The 21,977-nt window shown below is 62.7% G+C and carries 23 protein-coding genes and 1 riboswitch; of the genes, 4 read left to right on the forward strand and 19 right to left on the reverse strand.

Annotation, left to right across the window (positions count from 1 at the left end; genetic code table 11):
- Window positions 1–20: 20 nt before the first annotated feature.
- From thiD to E2K80_RS07645, 13 genes are all read right to left on the reverse strand, one after another.
- Complete coding sequence (gene thiD, locus E2K80_RS07590; RefSeq protein ID WP_135374235.1) at window positions 21–860, reverse strand: bifunctional hydroxymethylpyrimidine kinase/phosphomethylpyrimidine kinase; 840 nt, start codon at window positions 858–860, stop codon at window positions 21–23.
- Window positions 857–1,492 (reverse strand): thiamine phosphate synthase, encoded by a 636-nt coding sequence (gene thiE, locus E2K80_RS07595; RefSeq protein WP_135374237.1) that lies wholly within the window; start codon window positions 1,490–1,492, stop codon window positions 857–859. The genes thiD and thiE overlap by 4 nt, the downstream gene beginning before the upstream one ends.
- On the reverse strand, window positions 1,489–2,295 hold the full coding sequence (gene thiM / locus E2K80_RS07600) for a hydroxyethylthiazole kinase (RefSeq protein WP_135374239.1): 807 nt from the start codon (window positions 2,293–2,295) through the stop codon (window positions 1,489–1,491). Before thiM ends, thiE begins: the two co-directional genes overlap by 4 nt.
- A gap of 41 nt (window positions 2,296–2,336) precedes the next feature.
- A riboswitch (TPP riboswitch) is annotated at window positions 2,337–2,433 on the reverse strand.
- 134 nt (window positions 2,434–2,567) lie between these two features.
- Window positions 2,568–2,753 (reverse strand): hypothetical protein, encoded by a 186-nt coding sequence (locus E2K80_RS07605; protein ID WP_238475680.1) that lies wholly within the window; start codon window positions 2,751–2,753, stop codon window positions 2,568–2,570.
- Window positions 2,750–3,121 carry a hypothetical protein gene (locus tag E2K80_RS07610; RefSeq protein WP_238475681.1) on the reverse strand — a complete coding sequence of 124 codons (372 nt, stop codon included), beginning with the start codon at window positions 3,119–3,121 and terminating at the stop codon, window positions 2,750–2,752. Before E2K80_RS07610 ends, E2K80_RS07605 begins: the two co-directional genes overlap by 4 nt.
- Before the next feature lie 11 nt (window positions 3,122–3,132).
- On the reverse strand, window positions 3,133–3,270 hold the full coding sequence (locus E2K80_RS19080; RefSeq protein WP_168193131.1) for a hypothetical protein: 138 nt from the start codon (window positions 3,268–3,270) through the stop codon (window positions 3,133–3,135).
- 190 nt (window positions 3,271–3,460) lie between these two features.
- Window positions 3,461–5,065 (reverse strand): glucose-6-phosphate isomerase, encoded by a 1,605-nt coding sequence (gene pgi, locus E2K80_RS07615; protein WP_135374241.1) that lies wholly within the window; start codon window positions 5,063–5,065, stop codon window positions 3,461–3,463.
- Between the two features lie 33 nt (window positions 5,066–5,098).
- Window positions 5,099–5,773, reverse strand: a complete 675-nt coding sequence (pgl, locus tag E2K80_RS07620; protein ID WP_135374243.1) for a 6-phosphogluconolactonase — start codon at window positions 5,771–5,773, stop codon at window positions 5,099–5,101.
- Window positions 5,770–7,221, reverse strand: coding sequence for a glucose-6-phosphate dehydrogenase (gene zwf / locus E2K80_RS07625; protein WP_135374245.1), 1,452 nt, complete (start codon window positions 7,219–7,221; stop codon window positions 5,770–5,772). Before zwf ends, pgl begins: the two co-directional genes overlap by 4 nt.
- Window positions 7,222–7,415: 194 nt before the next feature.
- Entirely contained in the window at window positions 7,416–8,375 is a 960-nt protein-coding gene (locus E2K80_RS07630; protein WP_135374247.1) for an agmatinase, read from the reverse strand.
- Between the two features lie 96 nt (window positions 8,376–8,471).
- Window positions 8,472–9,068, reverse strand: coding sequence for an HNH endonuclease (locus E2K80_RS07635; RefSeq protein WP_135374249.1), 597 nt, complete (start codon window positions 9,066–9,068; stop codon window positions 8,472–8,474).
- Between the two features lie 206 nt (window positions 9,069–9,274).
- Window positions 9,275–9,943, reverse strand: coding sequence for an alpha/beta hydrolase (locus E2K80_RS07640; protein WP_135374251.1), 669 nt, complete (start codon window positions 9,941–9,943; stop codon window positions 9,275–9,277).
- Window positions 9,940–10,560 carry a DNA-3-methyladenine glycosylase family protein gene (locus tag E2K80_RS07645; RefSeq protein ID WP_238475682.1) on the reverse strand — a complete coding sequence of 207 codons (621 nt, stop codon included), beginning with the start codon at window positions 10,558–10,560 and terminating at the stop codon, window positions 9,940–9,942. The genes E2K80_RS07640 and E2K80_RS07645 overlap by 4 nt, the downstream gene beginning before the upstream one ends.
- Before the next feature lie 158 nt (window positions 10,561–10,718).
- On the opposite strand from E2K80_RS07645, the gene E2K80_RS07650 reads away from it, so the two are divergent.
- Window positions 10,719–11,954, forward strand: coding sequence for an MFS transporter (locus E2K80_RS07650; protein ID WP_135374253.1), 1,236 nt, complete (start codon window positions 10,719–10,721; stop codon window positions 11,952–11,954).
- Between the two features lie 10 nt (window positions 11,955–11,964).
- On the opposite strand, the gene E2K80_RS07655 is transcribed toward E2K80_RS07650, so the two are convergent.
- The 4 genes from E2K80_RS07655 to cysS all read right to left on the reverse strand — a co-directional run bounded on the left by E2K80_RS07655 (window position 11,965) and on the right by cysS (window position 16,741).
- Window positions 11,965–12,735 carry a squalene/phytoene synthase family protein gene (locus E2K80_RS07655; RefSeq protein WP_135374255.1) on the reverse strand — a complete coding sequence of 257 codons (771 nt, stop codon included), beginning with the start codon at window positions 12,733–12,735 and terminating at the stop codon, window positions 11,965–11,967.
- Window positions 12,732–13,442, reverse strand: a complete 711-nt coding sequence (locus E2K80_RS07660) for a class I SAM-dependent methyltransferase (protein ID WP_238475683.1) — start codon at window positions 13,440–13,442, stop codon at window positions 12,732–12,734. Before E2K80_RS07660 ends, E2K80_RS07655 begins: the two co-directional genes overlap by 4 nt.
- Window positions 13,443–13,509: 67 nt before the next feature.
- Window positions 13,510–15,132, reverse strand: coding sequence for a citramalate synthase (gene cimA / locus E2K80_RS07665; protein ID WP_135374257.1), 1,623 nt, complete (start codon window positions 15,130–15,132; stop codon window positions 13,510–13,512).
- A gap of 151 nt (window positions 15,133–15,283) precedes the next feature.
- Window positions 15,284–16,741 (reverse strand): cysteine--tRNA ligase, encoded by a 1,458-nt coding sequence (gene cysS, locus E2K80_RS07670; protein ID WP_135374259.1) that lies wholly within the window; start codon window positions 16,739–16,741, stop codon window positions 15,284–15,286.
- 564 nt (window positions 16,742–17,305) lie between these two features.
- On the opposite strand from cysS, the gene E2K80_RS07675 reads away from it, so the two are divergent.
- The 3 genes from E2K80_RS07675 to E2K80_RS07685 are packed head-to-tail and all read left to right on the forward strand — an operon-like array spanning window position 17,306 to window position 20,432.
- Entirely contained in the window at window positions 17,306–18,493 is a 1,188-nt protein-coding gene (locus E2K80_RS07675) for a pyridoxal phosphate-dependent aminotransferase (protein WP_135374260.1), read from the forward strand.
- 56 nt (window positions 18,494–18,549) lie between these two features.
- A complete protein-coding gene (locus E2K80_RS07680; protein ID WP_135374261.1) occupies window positions 18,550–19,611 on the forward strand; it encodes a bifunctional transcriptional activator/DNA repair enzyme AdaA in 1,062 nt (353 codons plus the stop codon).
- Window positions 19,608–20,432 (forward strand): isocitrate lyase/PEP mutase family protein, encoded by an 825-nt coding sequence (locus tag E2K80_RS07685; protein ID WP_135374262.1) that lies wholly within the window; start codon window positions 19,608–19,610, stop codon window positions 20,430–20,432. Before E2K80_RS07680 ends, E2K80_RS07685 begins: the two co-directional genes overlap by 4 nt.
- Before the next feature lie 73 nt (window positions 20,433–20,505).
- Here the strand turns inward: E2K80_RS07685 and E2K80_RS07690 are convergent, their stop codons facing one another.
- Together E2K80_RS07690 and eda are read right to left on the reverse strand one after the other, a co-directional pair.
- Complete coding sequence (locus tag E2K80_RS07690; protein WP_135374264.1) at window positions 20,506–21,120, reverse strand: outer membrane protein; 615 nt, start codon at window positions 21,118–21,120, stop codon at window positions 20,506–20,508.
- A 155-nt stretch (window positions 21,121–21,275) separates the two neighbouring features.
- The gene (gene eda / locus E2K80_RS07695) at window positions 21,276–21,914 is read right to left on the reverse strand and encodes a bifunctional 4-hydroxy-2-oxoglutarate aldolase/2-dehydro-3-deoxy-phosphogluconate aldolase (protein ID WP_135374266.1); all 639 of its coding nucleotides are present in this window, start codon (window positions 21,912–21,914) and stop codon (window positions 21,276–21,278) included.
- Window positions 21,915–21,977: the final 63 nt, after the last annotated feature.

The raw sequence follows: 21,977 nt of genomic DNA on the forward strand, positions 1-21,977 counted from the left end.
TGGTTTCCTGCCACGCCCATTCACTGAATTTGGTCAGATGGTATCTCCTTGTGCTTGGTTTGCGCCCACAGGGCGTGAAAGTGATGAACCGGGCCGTGACCCTGTCCGACATCAAGCGCATCGCCGCCCAGCAAGGCGTCCGTCAGATAGGCTTTGGCATCAGCAACGGCCGAAGCCATCGAAGACCGCCGGGGCAGCAGTGCTGCAATGGCTGCAGACAATGTGCATCCGGTGCCATGGGTATTCTTGGTCTGGACCCGCCTGGCCGGAAACATTGTCAGCGCTTCGCCGTCAAACAGGACATCCGGGCTGGTCTCAGCGGTCAGATGACCCCCTTTCAACAGCACGTTGCCCGGCCCCAGATCGTACAAGGCCCGCGCCGCATCCGCCATACCGTCGATTGTATCCGGTGGCGCACGATCCAGCAGCACACCAGCCTCTGGCAGGTTCGGCGTAATCAGGGTTGCCAGAGGAAGAAGTTCCTGGCGCATGATTTCTATCGCGTCGCTCGCCAGCAGCCGATCACCGCTCTTGGCGACCATCACCGGGTCCAGAATGACGATATCAACCTGATGATGGCGGAGCCGCTGCGCAACCATCGACGCCACAGCAGCGGTATCAATCATCCCGATCTTGACGGCGTCGACCCGGACGTCTTCGAACAATGTATCCATCTGCGCGGCCACGAAATCGGGCGGCACATGCAGGATGCGTGTCACGCCTTGGGTGTTCTGGGCGACCAACGCGGTCATCACCGACATGCCATAGGCACCAAGAGCCGAGAACGTCTTGATATCGGCCTGGACGCCAGCGCCGCCGCTCGGATCGGTGCCGGCAATGGTCAGGACATTCGGGATCATGGGCGGGCCTTCTTCAGGGCCGTTGCAATGGCCCGCGCCGCCTTTTGCGGGTCTGCGGCACTGCAGATGGCCGAAACGACCGCCATCCCGGCCGCATTGGCGGCGACGACTTCAGCCGCGTGTCCAGCTTTTAAACCGCCGATGGCCACGGCCGGAACCGGCGCTGTGGCGACCAGTCGGGCAAGACCATCAAAACCAACGGGCGGTTCATGGTCCGGCTTGGTCGCGGTCGCGAATACCGGGCCAGCCCCGACATAGTCGACCCGGGCGGGATCAACGGCCTTGGCGTTTGCGAGCGTTGTAACCGAGAGGCCCAGGATCATCCTGGTGCCAATACGCGCACGGGTGTCAGCAACGGGAGTGTCAGCCTGTCCGATATGCAGGCCATCGGCACCACACGCGAGCGCGGCCTCAATATCATCATTGACGATCATAAGCGCACCAGTTCCGGAAAGGGCGGTCTGCAGGGCACGGCCAATGGCGATGCGCTCGGCTGTCGATGCCGTTTTATGGCGCAACTGGACCATAGTGGCCCCGCCGGCCACAGCTGCGCGGGCCGTCTCCACCATGCCACGTTCACCGCAAAGTTCAGGGTCGAGAACCAGATAGAGCGAAAGATTGAGGCGGGTCATGTCAGCGTTACTCTGGCGGTGCTCTCCAGAGCCGCTCCGTCTAGGGCGGCGAGTGCATCCAGAAATCGCCAACCGAAAGATCCCGGTCCTACGGCTTTCTGCGCCGCCGCCTCCCCGGCTGCGGCGAAGGTGGCCAGGGCACCGACGGTTGCATCAAACGGATCCGTAACCGCTGCGGCGAAGGCTCCGACGAGACAGGTGAGTGAGCAGCCGAGGGCCGTTACCTGCGGCATCAATTCCGATCCGCCCGAAATCTTTGCGGCCCGGCGGCCATCGGTCACGAAGTCCACGGCACCTGTGACGGCAACGACGCAGCCGCGACCGGCCGCCAGCTTTCGCGCCCCGGCTTCCGCAGCAGCAACGGGGTCGGTTGCATCGGCCCCGCGCCCGGCCCCGCCGCCGCCCGACAGCGCCAGAATTTCCGACGCGTTGCCACGCACAATCGTTGGCGAAAAATCCATCAGCCGCGCTGCCACATCGCGCCGGTAAGCGGTGGCATGGAGCGCCACAGGGTCGAATATCCACGGGCGCCCGGCCTGCCGCGCGCCGGTGATGGCAGCAGTCATCCCCGCGACCCATGTCGGCGAGAGCGTGCCAATATTGATGGTGAGTGCGTCCGCAACAACCGCAAACTCTTCGGCTTCGTCGGCTGTGTGAACCATTGCAGGCGACGCGCCAATCGCAAGCAGGGTGTTGGCCGCAACATTCATCGCAACGTAGTTCGTAATGCACTGGACAAGCGGTATGGTTGCACGCATCTCAGCAAGAGCCTGGGCGGGAGATATCTTCACAATGGCCTCCATCGGGCGGAGGCCGGGCGAATCGAAGCGGAGAATTGACCCGTTTCATACGCCGAGCAACTCCCTCCGCCAGCATGATCTGGTTCAGGTTCAAAGGGTTCTTCTCAGCCCGCCAAACGGTGGACGCCCCTGTTTCTCAGTTTTTAGAATATACAATGCGTGCGGGTTGTCATCCCCTAAAGCCTTTCGAGTTTTCATTGAGACATGATCATCGCTTTTCGCGTTCGACCGAAGGGAGAGGCCGCGAACAAGCGATGCAATGTTAACTCGAAAGGCTATAATGTTGCCTTGAAGACAAGGCCGCATGCTGGAGCAGTGTGGGCCTCATCCAAAGCCCCATGCAGGTTTTCCGCCATGAAGCCAGCCATATCCAGTAACTCAACATGCTCATTGTCCCGATCATTCATCAAATGATCGGCCAGCGCCCGCGCACCGGATCGTTGGGAGCCGACCAAAATCATGACCGGCCTTTCAAGGCTTCAATCAGTGTCACCCGCATCCAGGCGACATCGACAATGGCCTGTTTGAGATCGGCTTCCAGGTCTTCATCAATGACCAGCGTACCCTGGTTCAGATGTTTGGCGATCTGGTTGAGATTACTGGCCGAGCGGGATGCCCCCAACCGCGCCAATATCTCCGCCAGCAATCGCTGATCTGCCTCTGGCATGGCGCGACGCTTACGATGGCGTGGAGCCTCATCCGCAAAAACCACCGACTTCACATAGGATGACAGGGGCATCGACCCGGCCTGACGCTCCAGCGCCGCACGTTCCTCATCACTCAACCGGATGGAAAACGGCGGCGTTCGTTTCTGAACCACCCCGCTCATGGCCGGGGGCATCAGGGCTTCGGTCTAGACACCGGCGGCAGCGCACTCAACTGCTCGACAAGCGCATCATCACCCTGAATGATATCCGCCCAATTCTCGAATGCCGACGGGCATTCTGTCACCATATCGAGTTCTAGAGCATCGTCCATGTAATCTGCAACGCACATGCATTGCGCGGAGGGCAGAGCCCGAACCGAGGGGCAGGAAGCGAAGCGCCCGCGCCCCTTGGGGGCGGTACGGGCGCTGCCCGGCGGTGCCGCCGGGCGGGCGCATGGTGCGGAGTGGTGAAGGATTTCAGGCCGAAGCTATAGGCCACTCTCCTCGGGGGCTCCATCCGCTTTACATATTGGACTGAAGAAACCGCACCAGCATTTGGGTGGAGCCGTCTTTTTCCGCATCGCTGGCGCTGCCGGACAGAACCGGCTCCAGCGCCACGGCCAGTTCCTTGCCCAGTTCCACGCCCCATTGATCGAAAGAGTTGATCCCAAGGATCACCCCTTCGACAAACACCCGGTGTTCATAAAGCGCGATGATCTGGCCCAGAACGTAAGGCGTAAGCTGCGGGTAGAGCAGCGTGGTCGAGGGCCGGTCGCCCGGAAATACCCGGTGGCGGGCCTGCCGGTCCAGCTCGGCCCCCTGCAGGCCTTTGGCCGCCATCAGCACACGGGCCGTATCCAGCGACCGGCCCCGCATCAGCGCCTCGGACTGGGCCAGACAATTGGCCGCCAGCAGCCGGTGATGATGGGCCAGATCCGGCTCATGCCCCTTGGCGGCCAGCAGGAATTCGCAAGGTATAATGCGGGTGCCCTGATGGATCAGCTGATAGAATGCGTGCTGGCCATTGGTGCCGGGCTCCCCCCAGACGACGGGGCCGCTGTTACGTTCCAGATCGGCGCCATCCATGCTGACGCGTTTGCCATTGCTCTCCATCTCCAGCTGCTGAAGATAGGCGGGCAGGCGCAGCAGGCGCTGATCATAGGGCAGGACCGCGCGGGTGGCATAGCCGCAGATCTGGTTGTGCCAGATCCCCACCAGAGCCAGCAGAACCGGCAGATTGTCGGCCAGATCCGCCTCGCGGAAGTGATTGTCCATGGCATGGGCGCCGTCCAGCATCTGCTGAAACGCCTCCGGCCCCGTGGCCAGCATGATGCCCAGACCGATCGGCCCCCAAAGCGAATAGCGCCCGCCGACCCAATCCTCGAACCCGAAGACCCGTTCAGGGGGGATGCCGAAAGCCCCGGTCTTGTCCGTGGCGCTGGACAGGGCCACGAATTGCGCTGCCGGATCCGCCAGTTTTTCCGCCATCCAGTCCCGCGCGGTCCGGGCGTTGGTCATGGTTTCGATCGTGGTGAATGTTTTTGAGGCGACAATCACCAATGTCCGTGCCGGATCAAGCCCTTGCAGGGTGTCGTGAATATGCGCTCCATCCACGTTGGAGACATAATGCACCCGTGGCCCGTCATGCCATGGCGCCAGCGCCAGCGTCGCCATCACCGGCCCGAGGTCAGAGCCGCCAATGCCGATATTGACCACATCCGTATAGGTCCCGCCCTGCCCGGTCAGCCGCCCGGCGCGCAGGCCATGGGCAAATTGCGCCATCCGCGCCCGGGTCTCCAGAACCCCTTGCATGACATCCTGACCGGCAACCTCAACCACCCCGCCGGGTGCGCGCAGCGCCGTGTGCAAAACGGCCCGGCCCTCGGTCTCGTTGATCGGCTGGCCGGTGAACATCGCCTCGCGCCGCGCCTCCACCGACTGGCGGCGGGCCAGTTCCAGCAGCAAGGACATCGCCGCAGAATCAAGCGCGGTTTTCGAGAAATCAAACAACAGCCCGTCAACCTGGCGGGAGAAACCCGTGGCCCGGTCCGCATCCTCGAACAGGTCCAGAATGCGCCGCCCGGATTTCGCCGCCCGATGGGCCTTCAACTCATCCCAGATTGACATGCCATGCCCCTTTGATTGACCGGTTTCGCCGGATCATTCCGCCCAATGCACCACCGCATCGGACCAGACTGCGCGGATCGGGGCCTCTGCCGCATCCAGATCGGCGGCCCGTTCCAGCGCGGCGCGTTTCTCGGCCCCGAAGATGATGATATGCTTCAACATCGCGCCGTTCAGCACCGGGGCGGTCAGGGTCACCCGGGGCTCCCCCGCCGCCTCGGCCCGCATCGGCATCAGGATCGGCGCATCCGGGGTCAAAGCCTCGGCCAGACGGTCGGCACCGGGAAACAGGCTGGCCGTGTGCATATCCGCGCCCATGCCAAGCAGCAGGATCGAGATCGGCAGATGCGGCTCAAACCCGGCAGAAAGCTGGTCCATCACCGGTTCCGGTTCGGGCGCCGGTGTATAAAGCGGTATCAATGTCGCCGCCGAGGCCTTTGATACCAAAAGCCTTTTCCGCAACAAGCTTGTGTTTGATCGGGGATTGTCTTCGGCCACCCACCGTTCATCATTCAGAAAGATCGAAACCCGGTCCCATTCCAGCGCCTGTTCGCTCAACACATCGAAAAGCGGGCCGGGTGTGGTGCCGCCGGGCACGCAGAAACTGGCGCTGTCATTGCGGCGCAGCACATCGGCAAGCTGCCCGGTCAGCGTATCTGCCAGATCCAGCAGCATCAGGTCCCTGTCGGGATATTCGACAAATTGTTTCATGGGGTGATCTCCCGCCAGCGGCGCCCGTCCTTATGGAGCAGTATAAGCGCATCCTCGGGCCCCGCACTGCCGGGCGCGTAAGGCAGCGGGCGGTCGCCGCGTTCCGTCCAGGCGTCGATGATCGGATCGGTCCAGGCCCAGGCGGCCTCCACCTCATCGCCGCGCATGAACAGCGTCTGGTTGCCCCGGATCACATCCATGATCAGCCGTTCATAGGCATCGGGCACATCGGCGGCTTCCGGGCCAAGCGCCTCGGCAAAGCTCATATCCAGGGGCACATCGACCAGACGCATGCCCCCCGGCCCCGGCTCCTTGATCGTGACCCGCAGATCCATGCCTTCATCGGGTTGCAGGCGGATCGACAGAACATTGGCCTTGCTGCCCGCATCCGCATCAAAGATCGAATGCGGTGGCTGTTTGAAATGCACCACGATTTCAGAGTTCCGCGCATTCAGCCGTTTGCCCGTGCGCAGGTAAAACGGCGTTCTGTTCCAGCGCCAGTTGGCCACATGCAGCTTCATCGCGATGAAGCTTTCCGTCCGGCTGTCCGGGTCTTCCACATCTTCCAGATAAGACGGTTCATCGCCCGCAGAATATTGCCCCCGCACGATATCCTCAGGGGGCAGCGGTTCCAGCGCCCGGATCACTTTCAGCTTTTCATCGCGCACCGCATCGGGTTCGAACCGGCTTGGCGGTTCCATCGCAGTCAGGCACAAAAGCTGCATCAGGTGGTTCTGCACCATATCCCGCATGGCGCCCGATTTGTCGTAATACCCGCCGCGCCCGCCAACGCCGACCTCCTCGGCCACGGTGATCTGCACATGATCCACATATTGCGCGTTCCACAGCGGCTCAAACAGCACATTGGCAAAGCGCACCGCCATCAGGTTCTGCACCGTTTCCTTGCCCAGATAATGGTCGATCCGGTAAATCTGCTGTTCATCGAAATGCTGCGCCAGGGTTGCGTTCAATGTCTTGGCGCTGGCAAGATCGCGGCCAAAGGGTTTTTCCACAACGATTCTACAATCTTCGCAGGCGACCTTGAAGCGATGCAACCGTTCCGCCAGATCACCGAACAGGCCCGGCCCGACCGAGAAATAGAAGGCTTGCGTCACCCCTTCCCGCATCATGCCGGCCAGGTCTTTCCAGCCGCCATCGCCCCGCGCATCGACGGGGATGTAATGCAGTTGTTTCAGGAACGCATCAATCACATCCGGGTCATGTTTGGCCTCGGCCACGAATTCGATGATCGCCGCGCGCACGAAGACACGCCAGGCATCGCTGTCCTGCTCGGTGCGCGCGGCGCCGATGATACGGACACCGTCGGGCACCTGCCCCGCCCAATAGCGCCGATACAGGCCGGGCAATATCTTGCGCCGGGCCAGATCACCGGTGCCGCCGAAAATCACCAGGTCAAACGGATCAACCGGTATTACGCGAGAGACCATGCCTTCTCCTCGTGGTCATAAGCCGAAATCGACAGACTATGTTAGCGCTAACGATCACACAGGTTTCTGATATAGAGACCATGGTCTGAAGTCTAGCAAACTCAAGCCGCATCACAATCCCGCGTGACCGGCCTGAGGCAAGTTTCCGCAGGTGGGCGAACAAAGAGCACGGCAACATCCCCATACAGGGCAGATTATGTCGGCACCATCGCCGAAAGCAGTTCAAACAGGATCGAGGCGCCCAGCCATGCGGTGCCACCCGATGGGTCAAATGGTGGCGAGACTTCGACCAGATCGGCGCCGATCAGTGTCAGCCCCTGCAAGGCCCGCACGCATTGGATCGCCTGAAAGCTGGTTGGGCCACCCACTTCCGGCGTGCCGGTCCCCGGCGCATAGGCCGGGTCGATAAAGTCGATATCAAAGCTCAGATAGGTCGGGTCATGGCCCACCACCTCGCGCGCATCTGCCATCACCGCCTCAAACCCACGGGCGAAACACGCCTCGATCGGGATGATCCGCACCCCATGGGCATGGCCAAAATCAAAATCCTCGGTGTCGTAAGAGGTGCCCCGCATGCCCAGCATCACCGTTCGGGTGGGATCGATCAGGCCTTCGGTCACAGCCTGACGAAACGGGTTGCCATGGGTCAGGGTTTGGCCCCCGAAATAGGGCGGGTACAGATCTGTATGGCTGTCCAGCAGGATCAGACCAAACGGCGCGCCCTGCGCGGCTCTCAGCGCCCGCAATACGGGTAAGGTGCATAGATGGTCGCCGCCGACCATCAGCGGGCGGATGGTCTGGGCCAGCATCCCGGTCACGAATGTTTCGGCATTGGCAAGCGCCTCATCCTGATCCACCGGGCTCATCGCCACATCGCCCAGATCGGCACAGGCCGCCAGATCGAAAGGCCGCTGCCCCGTGGCCCGGTTCATCGCCCGGATCATGGTTGAGGCATCCCGCAGTGCGCGCGGCCCATGCCGCGCCCCCGGCCGGTTCGACGTCGCGCCATCCCAGGGCAATCCGAAAAACCCGATATCCACCTCAGCCCGGCGTGGGGCCTCGGGCGGCAGATACGGCAATCGCATGAAACTCGGCACACCCGCATAGCGCGGCAGATCAGTCCCCGAAGGCGGGGTGAAGAACGGATCAGGCATCAGGCCTCCTTATCAAACGGGCGCAAAAGCGGAGGACAGGCCCCGATGTTTCAACAGGCTCCGCACCAGAGACAGATAAATCCGGCCCCAAGCCTGTCACGCGTCCAGTTCGGCATCCCAATAAAGGAAATCAAGCCAGCTTTCATGCAGGTGATTGGGCGGAAATTTCCGGCCCATATTGCGCAACTCTTCCGCCCCTGGCTGGCGGGGCGGCTTGCGAAGCGCCATGGCCGATTGGCGCAGACTTTTCGAGCCCTTTTTGAGGTTGCAGCGCGAACAGGCCGCAACCACATTTTCCCAGCTCGTGATCCCGCCACGGGCGCGCGGCACCACATGGTCAAAGGTCAGATCGCCGCGCGCGCCACAATACTGGCAGCTGAATTCATCCCTCAGAAACAAATTAAAGCGCGTGAAGGCCACGCGCTTTTGAGGTTTCACATAATCTTTCAGAACCACGACCGAGGGTATTCGGATCACCGTGGTCGGGCTGCGCACCACCTCGTCATATTCCGCGACAATCTGCACCCGGTCGAGATAGGAGGCCTTGATCGCATCCTGCCATGGCCAGAGCGACAGGGGATAATAGGATAAAGGCCGGTAATCCGCGTTCAGCACCAGCGCAGGGTGATGTTTGAGGCCACCTGCCTCGCGCACAAAACTGGTTCTGAAATCGACATCGCTGACGAGGTTCATCCGTATATCCGCCTCCGTATTGCCTGCCCTCTTCCGGCAGCGGGGCGGGCACCGCGCCCCAAGCTTGAAATGACTATATATAGGCTTACGCCCCTGACAACCCCCGCAATATGCTGTGGGTGTCGGGGCTATCACTAGCCTGCCCGCCTGACAGATTTATGACGTTATCCACAGGCCGTAGCGGTTTGAACAGACGCCCCCTGAGCTTAGCTGTCCAGCCCGAACCGCTCCCGCAGAAAGGCCAACGCGACGCTCAGGCCATCAGGGGCGATCCCATGGCCGGTGCCCTTCATGATATGGGCATAAACATCGAACCCGGCCCCTTGCAGGGCCTCCGCCGCCTCGGGCAGGCTTTGCGGCGGCACCACATCATCCGCATCCCCGTGAAGCAACAGAACCGGCGGCCGCATCTTCACCTCATCGGCCAGCGTTTCCGGGCTCAAGAGCCGCCCGGAAAATCCGACCACACCGGCAAATTCCGCCGCCCGGCGCGGGGCCACATGCAGGCTGATCATCGTGCCCTGGCTGAACCCGACCAGGGCCACCCGGTCCGCCGCGATCCCCTCCTCGGCCATCACCGCATCCAGAAACGCGTTCAGATCCTCGACCGCCCGGATCATGCCCTCTTCCGCCTGCTCCTCGCTGGAGCCGTCGATCCAGGGGATCGGAAACCACTGAAACCCCATCGGGTTCATGGCGGAGCGTTCCGGCGCATCGGGGGCGACAAATGCCGTATCCGGCAAATGCTCCGCCAGCGGGTCGGCAAGCCCCAACAGGTCTTTGCCATCGGCCCCATAGCCGTGCAGGAACACAACCAGACTGTCCGCCTGCCCCGACTGCGCCGCCTTGCGGCCAAACTCCAACACCCGTGTCACCTGATCCCCTCCCGGTTCTTGGCCACCCGGTAGTAGGCCCAAAGCGCGCGGGCGGCAACCGCCCGCCAGGGCGCCCAGGCATCCGCCATCCGGCGCAGCTCTGCCTCACCCGGCCGCGCCTCCAGCTCAAAAACCAGCCGCGCACTTTCCTGCAGGGCCAGATCCCCGGCGGCAAACACATCCGCATGACCAAGGGAGAATTTGGCATAGATCTCCGCCGTCCAGCGCCCCACCCCCGGCAGTTTCATCAAGGTCTGCACGACATCCTCAGGCTCTGCTTCACGCAGGCCCGCATAATCCAGATCAGCCTTGGCCAGCGCCCTTGCATAGCGCATTTTCGGACGGCTCAGCCCCACCGCTTTCAACGCCCGGTCATCGGCCTTGCAGACCGCCGCCGCCCCGACCAGCCCGGCGGCCTCCATCCGGGCCCAGATTGCGGCTGCCGAGGCGGTCGAAACCTGCTGGCTGACAATCGCACTCAAAAGCGCCGCAAACCCGTCCTCGCGCAAACGCAGCGGCAAACACCCCACAACCTCCAGAACCGGGCCGAAACGCGGCTCCAGCCCGACCAGTTCCACGGCCCCCCGTTCCAGATCACGCTCATCGCGAATACGCAAACGGCACCCCCTTCTTCTTGTCTCAAATACGCCGGGGAGCACGAGGGGCCGGCCCCTCGTTCCCCCCTTACGGCAAAGTTTCCCGCCTACGATCAAGTATCACCGGCTCATCTCATATGCCACTGGACCATCCCCAGCCGCTGCGATACCCCTGCCCCATGACAGCAAAGGCCATCCCACCCGCCATTGATATCGACGACAGCCGCGCCATCCGCAATGTGGTGGTGCTTGTCGCCGCACAGGCGATTCTGGGCAGCCAGATCACCATGATTTTCGTGGTCGGCGGGCTGGCCGGGCTGATGATTGCGCCGACACCGATTCTGGCCACATTGCCGATCTCGATGATCGTTTTCGGCTCGATGACAACCGCGCCCTGGCTCTCAGCGGTGATGCAGCGCTTTGGCCGCAGGACCGGGTTCTTTATCGGCGCCATCGGTGGCGGTCTGGGCTCTATGATTGCGGGCACCGGTCTTTATATCGACAGTTTCCCGATCCTGTTGATCGGTTCATACTTCACCGGTATCTACATGTCAGCGCAGGGGTTTTTCCGTTTCGCAGCCGCCGATACCGCGTCCGAGACGTTTCGCCCCAAGGCCATTTCCTATGTCATGGCAGGCGGGCTGATCTCGGCGCTGATCGGGCCGCAGCTTGTCAAGGTCACCGCCGATCTCACCATCATCCCCTTTGTGGGCACCTATGCGGTGGCGCTGCTGATCAATCTTCTTGGCATGGCGATGTTCCTGTTTCTTGATCTGCCGCCCCTGCCGCGGGCCAAACCCGGCGCTGCTCCAGCCCGCTCCCGGATGGAGTTGCTGAAAGACCCGCGCATCGCGGTCGCGGTGATCTGCGGCATGGTCTCCTATGCGCTGATGAACCTGATGATGACCTCGACACCGCTGGCGGTTGTGGGCTGTGGTTTCACCACCGGCAACGCCGCCGATATCGTCTCGACCCATGTGATCGCGATGTTTGCGCCGTCGTTTTTCACCGGTCATCTGATCGCGAAGTTCGGTGCGACCCGCATTGTTGCCATTGGCCTGTTCCTGCTGGCCGGCGCAGGGGTGATCGCCCTGACCGGAGTCGCGCTTTACCAGTTCTTCGGCGCCCTGTTCCTGCTGGGTGTCGGCTGGAATTTCGGCTTTATCGGGGCGACGGCCATGTTGCAATCGGCCCATGCCCCGGAAGAACGCGGGCGGGTGCAGGGGATGAATGACTTTCTGGTCTTCGGCTGTGTGACCCTGGCCTCGCTCAGCTCGGGCATCCTGATGAATTCCGGCGGCGCGGATGTGGTGGCGGGCTGGACCGCGGTGAATATCGCCATGGTGCCGTTCCTGACCCTGGCCGGTGGCGCGCTGATCTGGCTGTCCCTGCGGCCAAGAGCAGCGCTGTCCTGAACAGGCCCGCCTACCAGCGCCCGGTCAGTGACAGCCGGATCAACCGTACACGCCGGGCAAATTCGCTTTCATCCAGTTTGCCCTCGATGACACGTTCGGGCACGTCCCGCGCGGCCTTCAACGCCGCCTCCGCCCGCCAGCCCGCATAAAGCGCCACGCCCGCATCTGCGGGGACGGATGCGCGCCCGGCCCGGGCCTCGGCCAGTTTCTCCAACCCGCGATTTGCCAGATCCCGCACCCCTTGCGGTGTGCCATCCAGCAAAGGCACCCGGCCACGCGCCTCCAGCTCCGGCACCGCGCGCAGGAACCCGGCAAGGCCGCTGGCAAACCCATGGGCGCGGAGCGCCGGTTCCGCCGCATCGGGCGCCCCAAGCGCGCGCGCCGCGACCCATATCAAATGGCCGCTGCTGGCGTCGATATAGCTGTCAAAATGGGCCTGATCCTCAAACGCGTCCTTATAGATATCCCACCGCCGGGCGGCAATCATCGCATCCAGAAGCGGCGCATCCCCGGCCCGGATTGCCCCGTGCAGCGGGGCCACAACCTCATGGGCGCGCGGCGGTTTCCCGGCGCCGATCTCTTCCATCACATCGCGCCAGAATTGCAGGCGCATCTCGGCAATCATCGGCTCTTCGGTCACCCAGGGCGCGCGGCTGACCTCCAGATTGAAGGCGTAAAGCGGGAACAAGACCTGTCTCGCGGCAGGCGGAGCGGCCATTGCGGCCAGAAACCGGTCCGGGTCCCCCCGTCTGACAATTTCGGCGCAGGCGGCCAGCGTCATACGGGGCGGACCACAGACAGAAGATACCCGGTTTCCGCCCGGTGTTCGCGCCAGAGCGCAATCTCCCGCTCACCCTCCTCCAGCACCGCCTGCAATTCCGCATCGGCCCCGGGTCTCAGTGCGGCAATCCGCGCGGCCATCGGGCGGTAATAGCTTTCCCAGGCCACATCGGAAATCACCCGCGTCGCCAGTGTCTCATATCCCGCATCCGCCACCTGCGCGGCAATCCCCGCCGCATCGGTGACCTGCGCCCCGTCCCAGAAGGCCTGCGCCCCGTCAGACGGGGTGCCGGTAAAAAAACAGGGTTCCGAGAAGGCGACCGCACCGCCCGGGGCCAGAGCCTGCCGCCAGGTGTTCAGCGCGGTTTCGATGCCAAGGAAATAAACCGCGCCCGCGCACCAGATCAGATCATAGGCGCCTTTGATCTTGGCCATATCGCCGGTTTGCAGGGTCACGCGCGGATTGTCCTGAAACCGCAACCGGGCCGCCGCAATGAAATCCGCATGGGTGTCGATGCCGGTCACCCGGCCCCCGGGCGCCGACCTGAGCAGGGCACCGATATCGCCCCCCGGGCCGCAGGCCGCATCACAGATCACCGCATCCGGGCGCAGTTGCGCAATTCCGGCAGCCCAGGTGACATCCGCCGTTTCCCCCGGCCCTTCGCGCGGCAGATCCGCATGGAGTGTAAAGAATGCAGGGGTCATCATGGTATCCGCCTCCGTAAAATCAGGCCGGACCAGGCTGACAGTTCCGGGTTTCCTGAAACGCCCGCCCTCATATGCGTTGCACCCCGTCGCGGACCAGTTTCCATATCACCGCATCCAGCAATGCCTCAAACGAGGCATCGACGATATTGGGCGACACCCCCACGGTCGACCAGCGACGGCCCTTGTCATCCTCGCTGTCGATGATGACGCGGGTAATGGCCTCGGTGCCGCCCTGGGTGATGCGCACCTTGAAATCGACCAGACGGATATCGTCGATATAGCGCTGATACGGCCCCAGATCCTTGGCCAGCGCCTTGGAAAGCGCGTTGACCGGTCCCCGGTCGCTGCCGGTTTCATCCATCGACTCGCTGACCGAGAACATTTTCCTGTCGCCGATCTTCAACACCACCACGGCCTCGGACAGGCTGACCATGCGGTTGTATTTGTTCTTTCGCCGTTCAACCGTGACCTTATAGCGTTTGACCTCGAAAAATTGCGGCAGAAGCCCAAGCGCGTCGCGGGCCAGAAGCTCAAAACTGGCCTGGGCGGTGTCATAGGAATAGCCCTGATCCTCGCGCGTCTTGATCTCTTCCAGAATGCGCGGCAGGGCGGGATCACCCTTTTTCACGTCAAGTCCCGCCTCGGCCAGACGGCGGCGCAGGTTGGATTGCCCGGCCTGGTTCGACATCGGCACAATCCGGGTATTGCCAACCCGGGCCGGATCGACATGTTCATAGGTGCTGGGGTCTTTCAGGATCGCACTGGCATGAAGCCCCGCCTTATGGGCAAAGGCCGAGGCCCCCACATAGGGCGCCTGCCGGTGCGGCACCCGGTTCAGGATGTCATCCAGCATCCGCGAGATGCGCATCAGCCCCTCAAGCGCGGACAGGCTGACACCGGTCTCATACCGGCTGGCATAGGGCTCTTTCAGCAGCAGCGTCGGGATCAGGCTGGTCAGATTGGCATTGCCGCAGCGTTCGCCCAACCCGTTCAGCGTGCCCTGTATCTGGCGTGCGCCTGCCTCCACCGCCGCCAGACTGCCGGCCAGGGCGGTTTCCGTATCATTATGGGTGTGGATGCCCAGATGGGTGCCGGGGATACCTGCGGCGATCACCGCTTCGGTCACCCGGTGGATCTCATCGGGCAAGGTGCCGCCATTGGTGTCGCACAGCACCACCCAACGGGCGCCCGCATCCAGCGCCGCCTTCAGGCAGGACAGGGCATAGTCCGGGTTCGCCCGGTAGCCGTCAAAGAAATGTTCCGCATCGAAGATCGCCTCGCGGGACCGGGCGGTCAGATGGGAGAAGGATTTGGAAAGATTGTCGAGATTTTCCGCAAGCGTGATGCCAAGGGCGGTTTCCACATGGAACGGGTGCGATTTGCCCACCAGACAGACCGCAGGCGTGCCCGCGTTCAAGACGCCCGCCAGAACCGCGTCATTCTCGGCCGAGCGGCCGCTGCGTTTGGTCATGCCGAAGGCGGTCATGGTCGCCCGGGTCTTTGGGGCGGCCTCGAAAAATCCGCTATCGGTGGGGTTCGCCCCGGGCCAGCCGCCTTCGATATAGTCCAGACCAAGCGTATCAAGCGCCTCGGCAATGCGGATTTTCTCGGGCGTCGCGAATTGCACGCCCTGGGTCTGCTGCCCGTCGCGCAGCGTGGTGTCGAAAAGGAACAGGCGCTCGCGGGTCATGCTTTGCCCCTTTGTCTTGTCCGGGACGTTCTGCACACTGGCGTGTCCACCGAGCCGGGCCGCTTGTGGCCCGGCCAGCCCCCGACCGCCCCCATGGGCGGGGGCTTCACCCCCACCCGCGGCCGTGGGCTGGCCTGTGTTGGATTGATGGTCATTGCAGGCTCTCTAGCATCTCTTGCAGCCGTGCCTGCCGCCATTGCGACAGGCGCTTCACCCCATAGGCCATTAACTCGCCATTTTCCGGAAACATGCCCTGCGTAACAGCCCTGTGTGCGGGGCCGGTATCAATTTCAAAGGTAAACCCTTCGCTGGTGTCACGACCTATGATTCCTATCGCTTCAAGACCATCGCGAACTCTGTCTGATGTTTCAAAGTCCTTTACTGCTCGGGCTGAATTGCGAATATCAATGAGTTTGGAAATGAGTGCGTATTCATGCTGATCTTCATGCATCCAATCCTCCAGATCATCGTTCAAAATCCCGATCATATGTCCCGTGGCTTTCAGTGCAGCTAAACTATTCTGGTCAGAGAGACTGTGCATCCGCATGTAGACCTCAGAGATATTGAGATCATCAGCAAGCGCATCGGTTGCGCATTCCTTGGATAAGTCCAATGGCACATCCTTGACCTGTTTACGCCATTTGCGAAGCGTCTTCTCGGCCTCTTCTCGTTTCTTTTCGGTCCAGTTCATCGGCTTGGAGTAATGGGTGCTGAGCAACACAAAGCGGATCACCTCGCCCGGCACACCCTGATCCAGCAGGTCGCGGACGGTGAAGAAATTGCCCAGGGATTTGGACATTTTCCTGCCCTCGACCTGCAACATCTCGTTATGCATCCAGATGCGCGCGAAATCGCCGCCCGGATGGGCGCAGGCCGATTGCGCGATCTCGTTTTCATGATGGGGAAAGGCCAGATCAATGCCGCCGCCATGGATATCGAAACTCTCCCCCAGCAATTCACGGGCCATGGCAGAGCATTCGATATGCCAGCCGGGCCGCCCGCGACCCCAGGGGCTGTCCCATCCCGGCAGATCGGGTGTGGAGGGTTTCCACAGCACGAAATCCATCGGGTCTTCCTTATAGGGGGCCACCTCCACCCGGGCACCGGCAATCATGTCATCCACCGACCGGCCCGACAATGTGCCGTAATCCCCATATGACCGGACCCGGAACAGCACATGGCCCTCGGCCTCATAGGCATGACCCTTGGCCACCAGATCGGCGATCATCGCCACCATCTGCGGGATGAAATCGGTCGCGCGCGGCATTTCGGTCGGCTCCCGCGCGCCAAGGGCCGCCATATCCTCCAGATACCAGCCGATCGTCTCTTCGGTGATCTCGGAAATCGCGCGCCCTGTTTCCGCGGCGCGGGCGTTGATCTTGTCCTCCACATCCGTGAAGTTCCGCACATAGGTGACATGATCCGCCCCATAAACATGCCGCAGCAGGCGGAACAGCACATCAAACACCACAACGGGCCGGGCATTGCCCAGATGGGCGCGGTCATAGACCGTGGGCCCGCAGACATACATGCGCAGGTTTTCGGGGTCGAGCGGTTCAAACCGCTCCACCTGCCGGGTCCTGGTGTTTTTCAGACGAATCTCAACCATCGAAACAAACCTTTCGCATCAGCGCGCGCGCCGGCGGGGATGTCGCTTCGTATTTCAAGGGAATACACAGAAGACCGGCCCGCCGACATATGTCAGGAGGGAATACAAATACCACAAATCTGGGTCATCATTCCGGTCATGGCCCCCTGATACGCCCAGGCCATCGCTGAATCAAGCCCATCGGCAGACGCAGTGCCAACACATGTGGTTTGGATATGTAATCGATTATACGCGGCCGCTTAGAACGGCCAATAGCTCCAACGCATCTGCATAACTCGGAGGGCAGCGTCTGAGCCGAGGGGTGGGCGAGAAGCGCCCGCCCCGTGGGGTCGGATCGGGCGCTGCCCGGCGGTGCCGCCGGGCGGAACGACTTCACATGAACCAGAAACATATCTGAAACCCTGTGTTTTGAAATGTGCGGACTCTGGCCCCAATCCAACAACGGATCGAATTACCCGCCGGTTACACATCATCAGAAACGGATATATCCCGCAATCAGGGCTTGCCTTTGCCCTTGCCCCCATGCCCATCTGGCCGAAACGAGAGATCAGAGGGTTCCCGGACATGCAGGCCTCCACCCGTATCCGCACACTCACCGGCACCGGCGATGATGGCTGGGGCCTGTTCCACCGGGCACGCGCAATGAAAGACGCCGGTGCGCCGGTGCTGGAACTGACCATCGGAGAGCATGACATCCGCACCGATCCGCGCATTCTGGCGGCGATGGACCGGGCGGCGCAGGGCGGGCATACGGGCTATGCCATCGTGCCCGGTATCGCCCCATTGCGCGATGCGGTCGCCCGACGGCTGACAGAGCGGACCGGCGTGGCCACGGATCGTGACAATATCCTGATCACCCCGGGCGGTCAGGCAGCGCTTTTCGCGGCCCATCATGCCAGTTGCGACAATGGCGATCAGGCACTTTACATCGACCCGTATTACGCCACCTATCCCGGCACAATCCGATCTGTAGGCGCGGTTCCCGTTGCGGTTCAGGCCGCGCCCGAGGATGGGTTTCAGCCGCATGCCCCGGCCCTGAACGCCGTTGCCGCGACGGCAAAATCCCTTCTGATCAACTCCCCCAACAACCCCACGGGGGTGATCTATTCCCGGGAAACGCTGGAGGGGATCGCCGGTGTGGTCAGGAAAAACGATCTCTGGCTGATCTCGGATGAGGTCTATGACACCCAGGTCTGGCAGGGCAGCCATCTGTCCCCCCGCGCCCTGCCCGGCATGGCCGAGCGGACGCTGGTCATCGGGTCGCTGTCGAAAAGCCATGCGATGACCGGGTCCCGCCTGGGCTGGATCGCCGGGCCGAAAGAGGTGATTGCCCATCTGATCACCCTGGCCACCCATACCACCTATGGCGTGCCGGGATATATTCAGGATGCCGCGCTTTACGCGCTGGCCATGGGCCCGGATTTCGAGGCCGGGATTGCCGCGCCCTTCATCCGGCGCCGCGATATGGTGATGGCTCTGCTGGCGCGTCAGCAGGTGGTCCGCGCCGTCCCGGCCCAGGGTGCGATGTATGCAATGCTGGACATCCGCGCCACGGGCCTGTCAGGCATGGCCTTTGCCGAACGCCTGCTGGAGGCCGAAAATATCGCCGTCATGCCCGGGGAAAGCTTTGGCGAGGCCGCCGTCGGCCATATCCGTGTCGCCCTGACCCTGCCTGACGATCAGTTTGCCGAGGCCGCCACCCGTCTGATCCGCTTTGCAGGCAGTCTGGCCGCCCGCCCGGTTGCGCAATAGAAATAAACGCCCGATTTCCGGGTCACCGGCTGTGCCCGACGCGCTAATGTTGCGCCATGTTGATGACGATACCTGATTCTGACACACTTTATGCCGCCCTTCTGGCCCGCGATCCGGGATATGAGGGGCAGGTTTATGTGGGGGTCACCTCCACCGGTGTGTTCTGCCGCCTGACCTGCCCGGCCCGAAAGCCGAAACAGGCCAATTGCCGGTTCTTCGACAGCCCTGCCGCCTGTCTGGCTGCGGGGTTTCGCCCCTGCAAACGCTGCCATCCGCTGGCCCATAGCGACCCGATGGTGACCCGCTTGCTGGCCGCGCTGGATGCGGACCCCACCCGCCGCTGGTCCGAGACGCATATCCGCGCCCTGCAGATCGACCCCTCTACCGCGCGCCGGGCCTTCAAGCGCGCCTTCGGGTTGAGCTTTCTGGATATGGCCCGCCATCGCCGGCTGGCCGCCGGGTTCACCACGCTTGCCGGGGGCGGGCGGGTCATCGACGCCCAGATTGACGCGGGATTTTCCTCCCCCGACGCGTTCCGGCAGGCGGTGATCCGGCTTCTGGGCCTGCCCCCCGGGCATCTGAAAAAATCGGCGGAACTGACCGCCGACTGGATCGCCACACCCCTTGGCCCGATGATCGCGGTGGCGGGCACACATGCCATTCACCTGCTGGAGTTTTTTGATCGCAAGGCCCTGCCAAAAGAATTGTGCCGCCTGCTGAAAGACAGCCATGGCGGGCTCAGCTTTGGGCGCACCCCGTTGATCGACCGGCTGGATCAGGCGCTGACCGCCTATTTCAATGGAAGCTTGCCCAAGTTCGATCTGCCGCTGCGCCAACCGGGCAGTGCCTTTCAGCAAGCGGTCTGGACCGCGTTGCAGAAGATCCCGCCCGGGACGCGCCTCAGCTACAGCCAGCTTGCCCAAAGCCTTGACCGCCCCGAGGCCGTGCGCGCCGTGGCCCGCGCCAACGGCGCCAATACGCTGGCCATTCTGGTGCCCTGTCACCGGATCACCGGGGCGGATGGCGCGCTGACCGGCTATGGCGGCGGGTTGTGGCGCAAGGATCACCTCCTGACACTTGAACGCGGATATACAGATCAGAAAAGGACATCCCCATGACCCGTCATGACCCCGGCCCCGCCTTTCGCGCCCTGCACCGGCCCGGCAACCCATTTATCCTGGCCAATGCCTGGGATGCGGGCAGCGCCAGACTGCTGGCAGGGCTGGGGGCCGAGGCCATCGGCACCTCATCGGCGGCCCATGCCTTTACCCTTGGCAGGCCCGATGGCGGCACCGTGACCCGGGATGAGGCCCTGGCCCATGGGGCCGATCTGGTGGCTGCCACGCCCCTGCCCGTCTCGGGCGATTTCGAGAACGGGTTTGGCGATGCGCCGGAAGACTGCGCTGAAACCGTGCGCCTGTCGGTCGAGGCGGGGCTGGCCGGGATCTCGATCGAGGATACGGGTTTTCCCGCGAAAGCGCCCTACCCCTTTGCCGAGGCGGTGGAGCGTATCCGCGCCGCTGCCGCCGCCGCCCGCGCCGCGCCCCGTGATTTTGTGCTTTGCGCCCGGGCCGATGGGGTGATGATCGGCGCCTATGATATGGAGGAAGCCCTGCGCCGCTGTCTGGCCTATGCGGAGGCCGGGGCCGATTGCGTCTATACCCCGCTGCCGCCGGATATGTCCGATATCGTCCGGCTTTGCGCCGCAAGCCCGGTGCCGGTGAACGCACTGGCCGCCGGGCCTTATGCAAATATCCCCCGGGCGGATTATGCCAGCGCCGGGGTGGCGCGGATCTCGCTTGGCTCGGCGCTGGCGCGGGTCACCCACCGGGTCATCCATGATGCAGCGCAGGCGATGTTCGATCAGGGGGATTTCACGCCGCTGACGCATGGCATCGGCGGGGGCAGGATTGACAGGCTGCTGGCCGTGCCAGAGTGATGAAAACGGGCGCCGTATTGTATGGCGCCCGTCTGTTCGGTTTTAATGGATCAGGGTCTTCAGTGGATCAGGATCAGAACCGGTAAGACACCCGGGCGCTCACGGTGGTCACATCCACGTCGATGCCGGTTGCGTCGAAATCCTCGAATTCATGATACAGAACCTCGCCGCCGACAACCCAGTTATTGCCCAGATCATAGGACAGGCCTGCGCCCGCCAACCAGCCGGTATCATCATAATCAACCCCGCCGATATTTGCCGAGGCCGCGGCCGTACCCACGGTTCCGTAATAGAGTATATTGCCCGCATCCCAACCGGCACGCAGTTTCAGCCGGGCAATATCGTCAATGCTGCCGGCACCCGCATCCAGCTCGATTTCCGAGGAATCATAGTCGATCTCGGCGCCGATCACGGCATTTCCGAAATCCCACATATAGCCGCCATGAAGACCGACAAACCCGCCATCTCCATCCACAGTGGCCGCACCGCTGGTGCCAACATCGCCATAGCCAAGCTGACCACCGCCATAAAAGCCGGTCCAGTCATTGCCGACATAGGTCGGTGCCGGTTGGGCAACCACTACGGGCGGGCTTGCCGGGGCCGGGTCAAGATTGCCTGCCAGTGCCGGGCCTGTTCCGGCAGCTACGGTCAAAGCCAAGGGCAGAACGTAGAGAGATCGTTTATACATCGTGCGACTCCTTTTTGATGTCTTGCGCGATGCCCGGAAACTGGCGGTTTCCCCGGCATATTGCGATGCATATTGCGATCATTTTTTTAAACGAAACCGTGTAAACCGCCTGTCTGGCAAAGGTTCGCCACCGATCTGGCCGGTTTCGGCAAGCCCTAGCCGAGCATGCTGGCCTCACGCGCAAGTGACGTGATTTGCCCCCAATCCCCCCTTGAAACAGCCTCAGCCGGGGCGACCCAGCTTCCACCGGCGCAGATCACGTTGGGCAGAGACAGGTAATCAGGGGCATTGCGCAGGGAGACACCGCCCGTGGGGCAGAAACTGACCTGTGGCATCGGGGCGCCGATGGCTTTCAGCGCGGGGGCGCCGCCCGAGGCTTCGGCGGGAAAGAATTTCAGCATGTCATAGCCCCGTTCGTAAAGCGCCATCACCTCGCTGGCGGTTGCGGCCCCGGGCAGAAGCGGCAGATCGGCCTCTTCACAGGCGGACAGGAGCCGGTCAGTGGCGCCGGGGGACACACCGAATGTCGCGCCTGCATCTTTTGCGGCTGTGACATCACCGGGGGTCAGCAAGGTGCCCACACCCACCGCACCGCCCGGGACCTGTGCCATCTCGGCGATCACCTCAAGTGCTGCGGGTGTGCGCAACGTGACCTCCAGCGCGGGAAGGCCACCGGCAACCAGAGCCTCGGCCAGAGGACGGGCATGGGCCGCATCCTCGACCACCAGAACGGGAACAATCGGGGCCAGTCGGCAAATCTTCCGGGCCGCCTGGCTGGCTTGCTGCGGGGTCATCATTTTGTCCTTTTGCGGTCGGTCTGTTTCGGGTCGGGCCGGATGCCTCCGGCGGGGATATTT

The sequence above is a fragment of the Rhodophyticola sp. CCM32 genome (assembly GCF_004751985.1).
Classification (GTDB): Bacteria; Pseudomonadota; Alphaproteobacteria; order Rhodobacterales; family Rhodobacteraceae; genus Rhodophyticola.

Excerpts from the sequence above, each read along its gene's own strand:
- E2K80_RS07610 (WP_238475681.1), bottom strand. The coding sequence starts at position 3,121 with ATGAGCGGGGTGGTTCAGAAACGAACGCCGCCGTTTTCCATCCGGTTG.
- E2K80_RS07605 (WP_238475680.1), bottom strand. The coding sequence starts at position 2,753 with ATGATTTTGGTCGGCTCCCAACGATCCGGTGCGCGGGCGCTGGCCGAT.
- E2K80_RS07680 (WP_135374261.1), top strand. The coding sequence starts at position 18,550 with ATGTTGATGACGATACCTGATTCTGACACACTTTATGCCGCCCTTCTG.
- E2K80_RS07660 (WP_238475683.1), bottom strand. The coding sequence starts at position 13,442 with ATGATGACCCCTGCATTCTTTACACTCCATGCGGATCTGCCGCGCGAA.
- zwf (WP_135374245.1), bottom strand. The coding sequence starts at position 7,221 with ATGGTCTCTCGCGTAATACCGGTTGATCCGTTTGACCTGGTGATTTTC.
- eda (WP_135374266.1), bottom strand. The coding sequence starts at position 21,914 with ATGACCCCGCAGCAAGCCAGCCAGGCGGCCCGGAAGATTTGCCGACTG.
- E2K80_RS07635 (WP_135374249.1), bottom strand. The coding sequence starts at position 9,068 with ATGAACCTCGTCAGCGATGTCGATTTCAGAACCAGTTTTGTGCGCGAG.
- cysS (WP_135374259.1), bottom strand. The coding sequence starts at position 16,741 with ATGGTTGAGATTCGTCTGAAAAACACCAGGACCCGGCAGGTGGAGCGG.
- cimA (WP_135374257.1), bottom strand. The coding sequence starts at position 15,132 with ATGACCCGCGAGCGCCTGTTCCTTTTCGACACCACGCTGCGCGACGGG.
- E2K80_RS07630 (WP_135374247.1), bottom strand. The coding sequence starts at position 8,375 with ATGCCTGATCCGTTCTTCACCCCGCCTTCGGGGACTGATCTGCCGCGC.
- E2K80_RS19080 (WP_168193131.1), bottom strand. The coding sequence starts at position 3,270 with ATGGACGATGCTCTAGAACTCGATATGGTGACAGAATGCCCGTCGGCA.
- E2K80_RS07650 (WP_135374253.1), top strand. The coding sequence starts at position 10,719 with ATGACAGCAAAGGCCATCCCACCCGCCATTGATATCGACGACAGCCGC.
- thiM (WP_135374239.1), bottom strand. The coding sequence starts at position 2,295 with ATGGAGGCCATTGTGAAGATATCTCCCGCCCAGGCTCTTGCTGAGATG.
- E2K80_RS07655 (WP_135374255.1), bottom strand. The coding sequence starts at position 12,735 with ATGACGCTGGCCGCCTGCGCCGAAATTGTCAGACGGGGGGACCCGGAC.
- thiD (WP_135374235.1), bottom strand. The coding sequence starts at position 860 with ATGATCCCGAATGTCCTGACCATTGCCGGCACCGATCCGAGCGGCGGC.
- pgi (WP_135374241.1), bottom strand. The coding sequence starts at position 5,065 with ATGTCAATCTGGGATGAGTTGAAGGCCCATCGGGCGGCGAAATCCGGG.
- E2K80_RS07690 (WP_135374264.1), bottom strand. The coding sequence starts at position 21,120 with ATGTATAAACGATCTCTCTACGTTCTGCCCTTGGCTTTGACCGTAGCT.
- E2K80_RS07685 (WP_135374262.1), top strand. The coding sequence starts at position 19,608 with ATGACCCGTCATGACCCCGGCCCCGCCTTTCGCGCCCTGCACCGGCCC.
- thiE (WP_135374237.1), bottom strand. The coding sequence starts at position 1,492 with ATGACCCGCCTCAATCTTTCGCTCTATCTGGTTCTCGACCCTGAACTT.
- pgl (WP_135374243.1), bottom strand. The coding sequence starts at position 5,773 with ATGAAACAATTTGTCGAATATCCCGACAGGGACCTGATGCTGCTGGAT.
- E2K80_RS07675 (WP_135374260.1), top strand. The coding sequence starts at position 17,306 with ATGCAGGCCTCCACCCGTATCCGCACACTCACCGGCACCGGCGATGAT.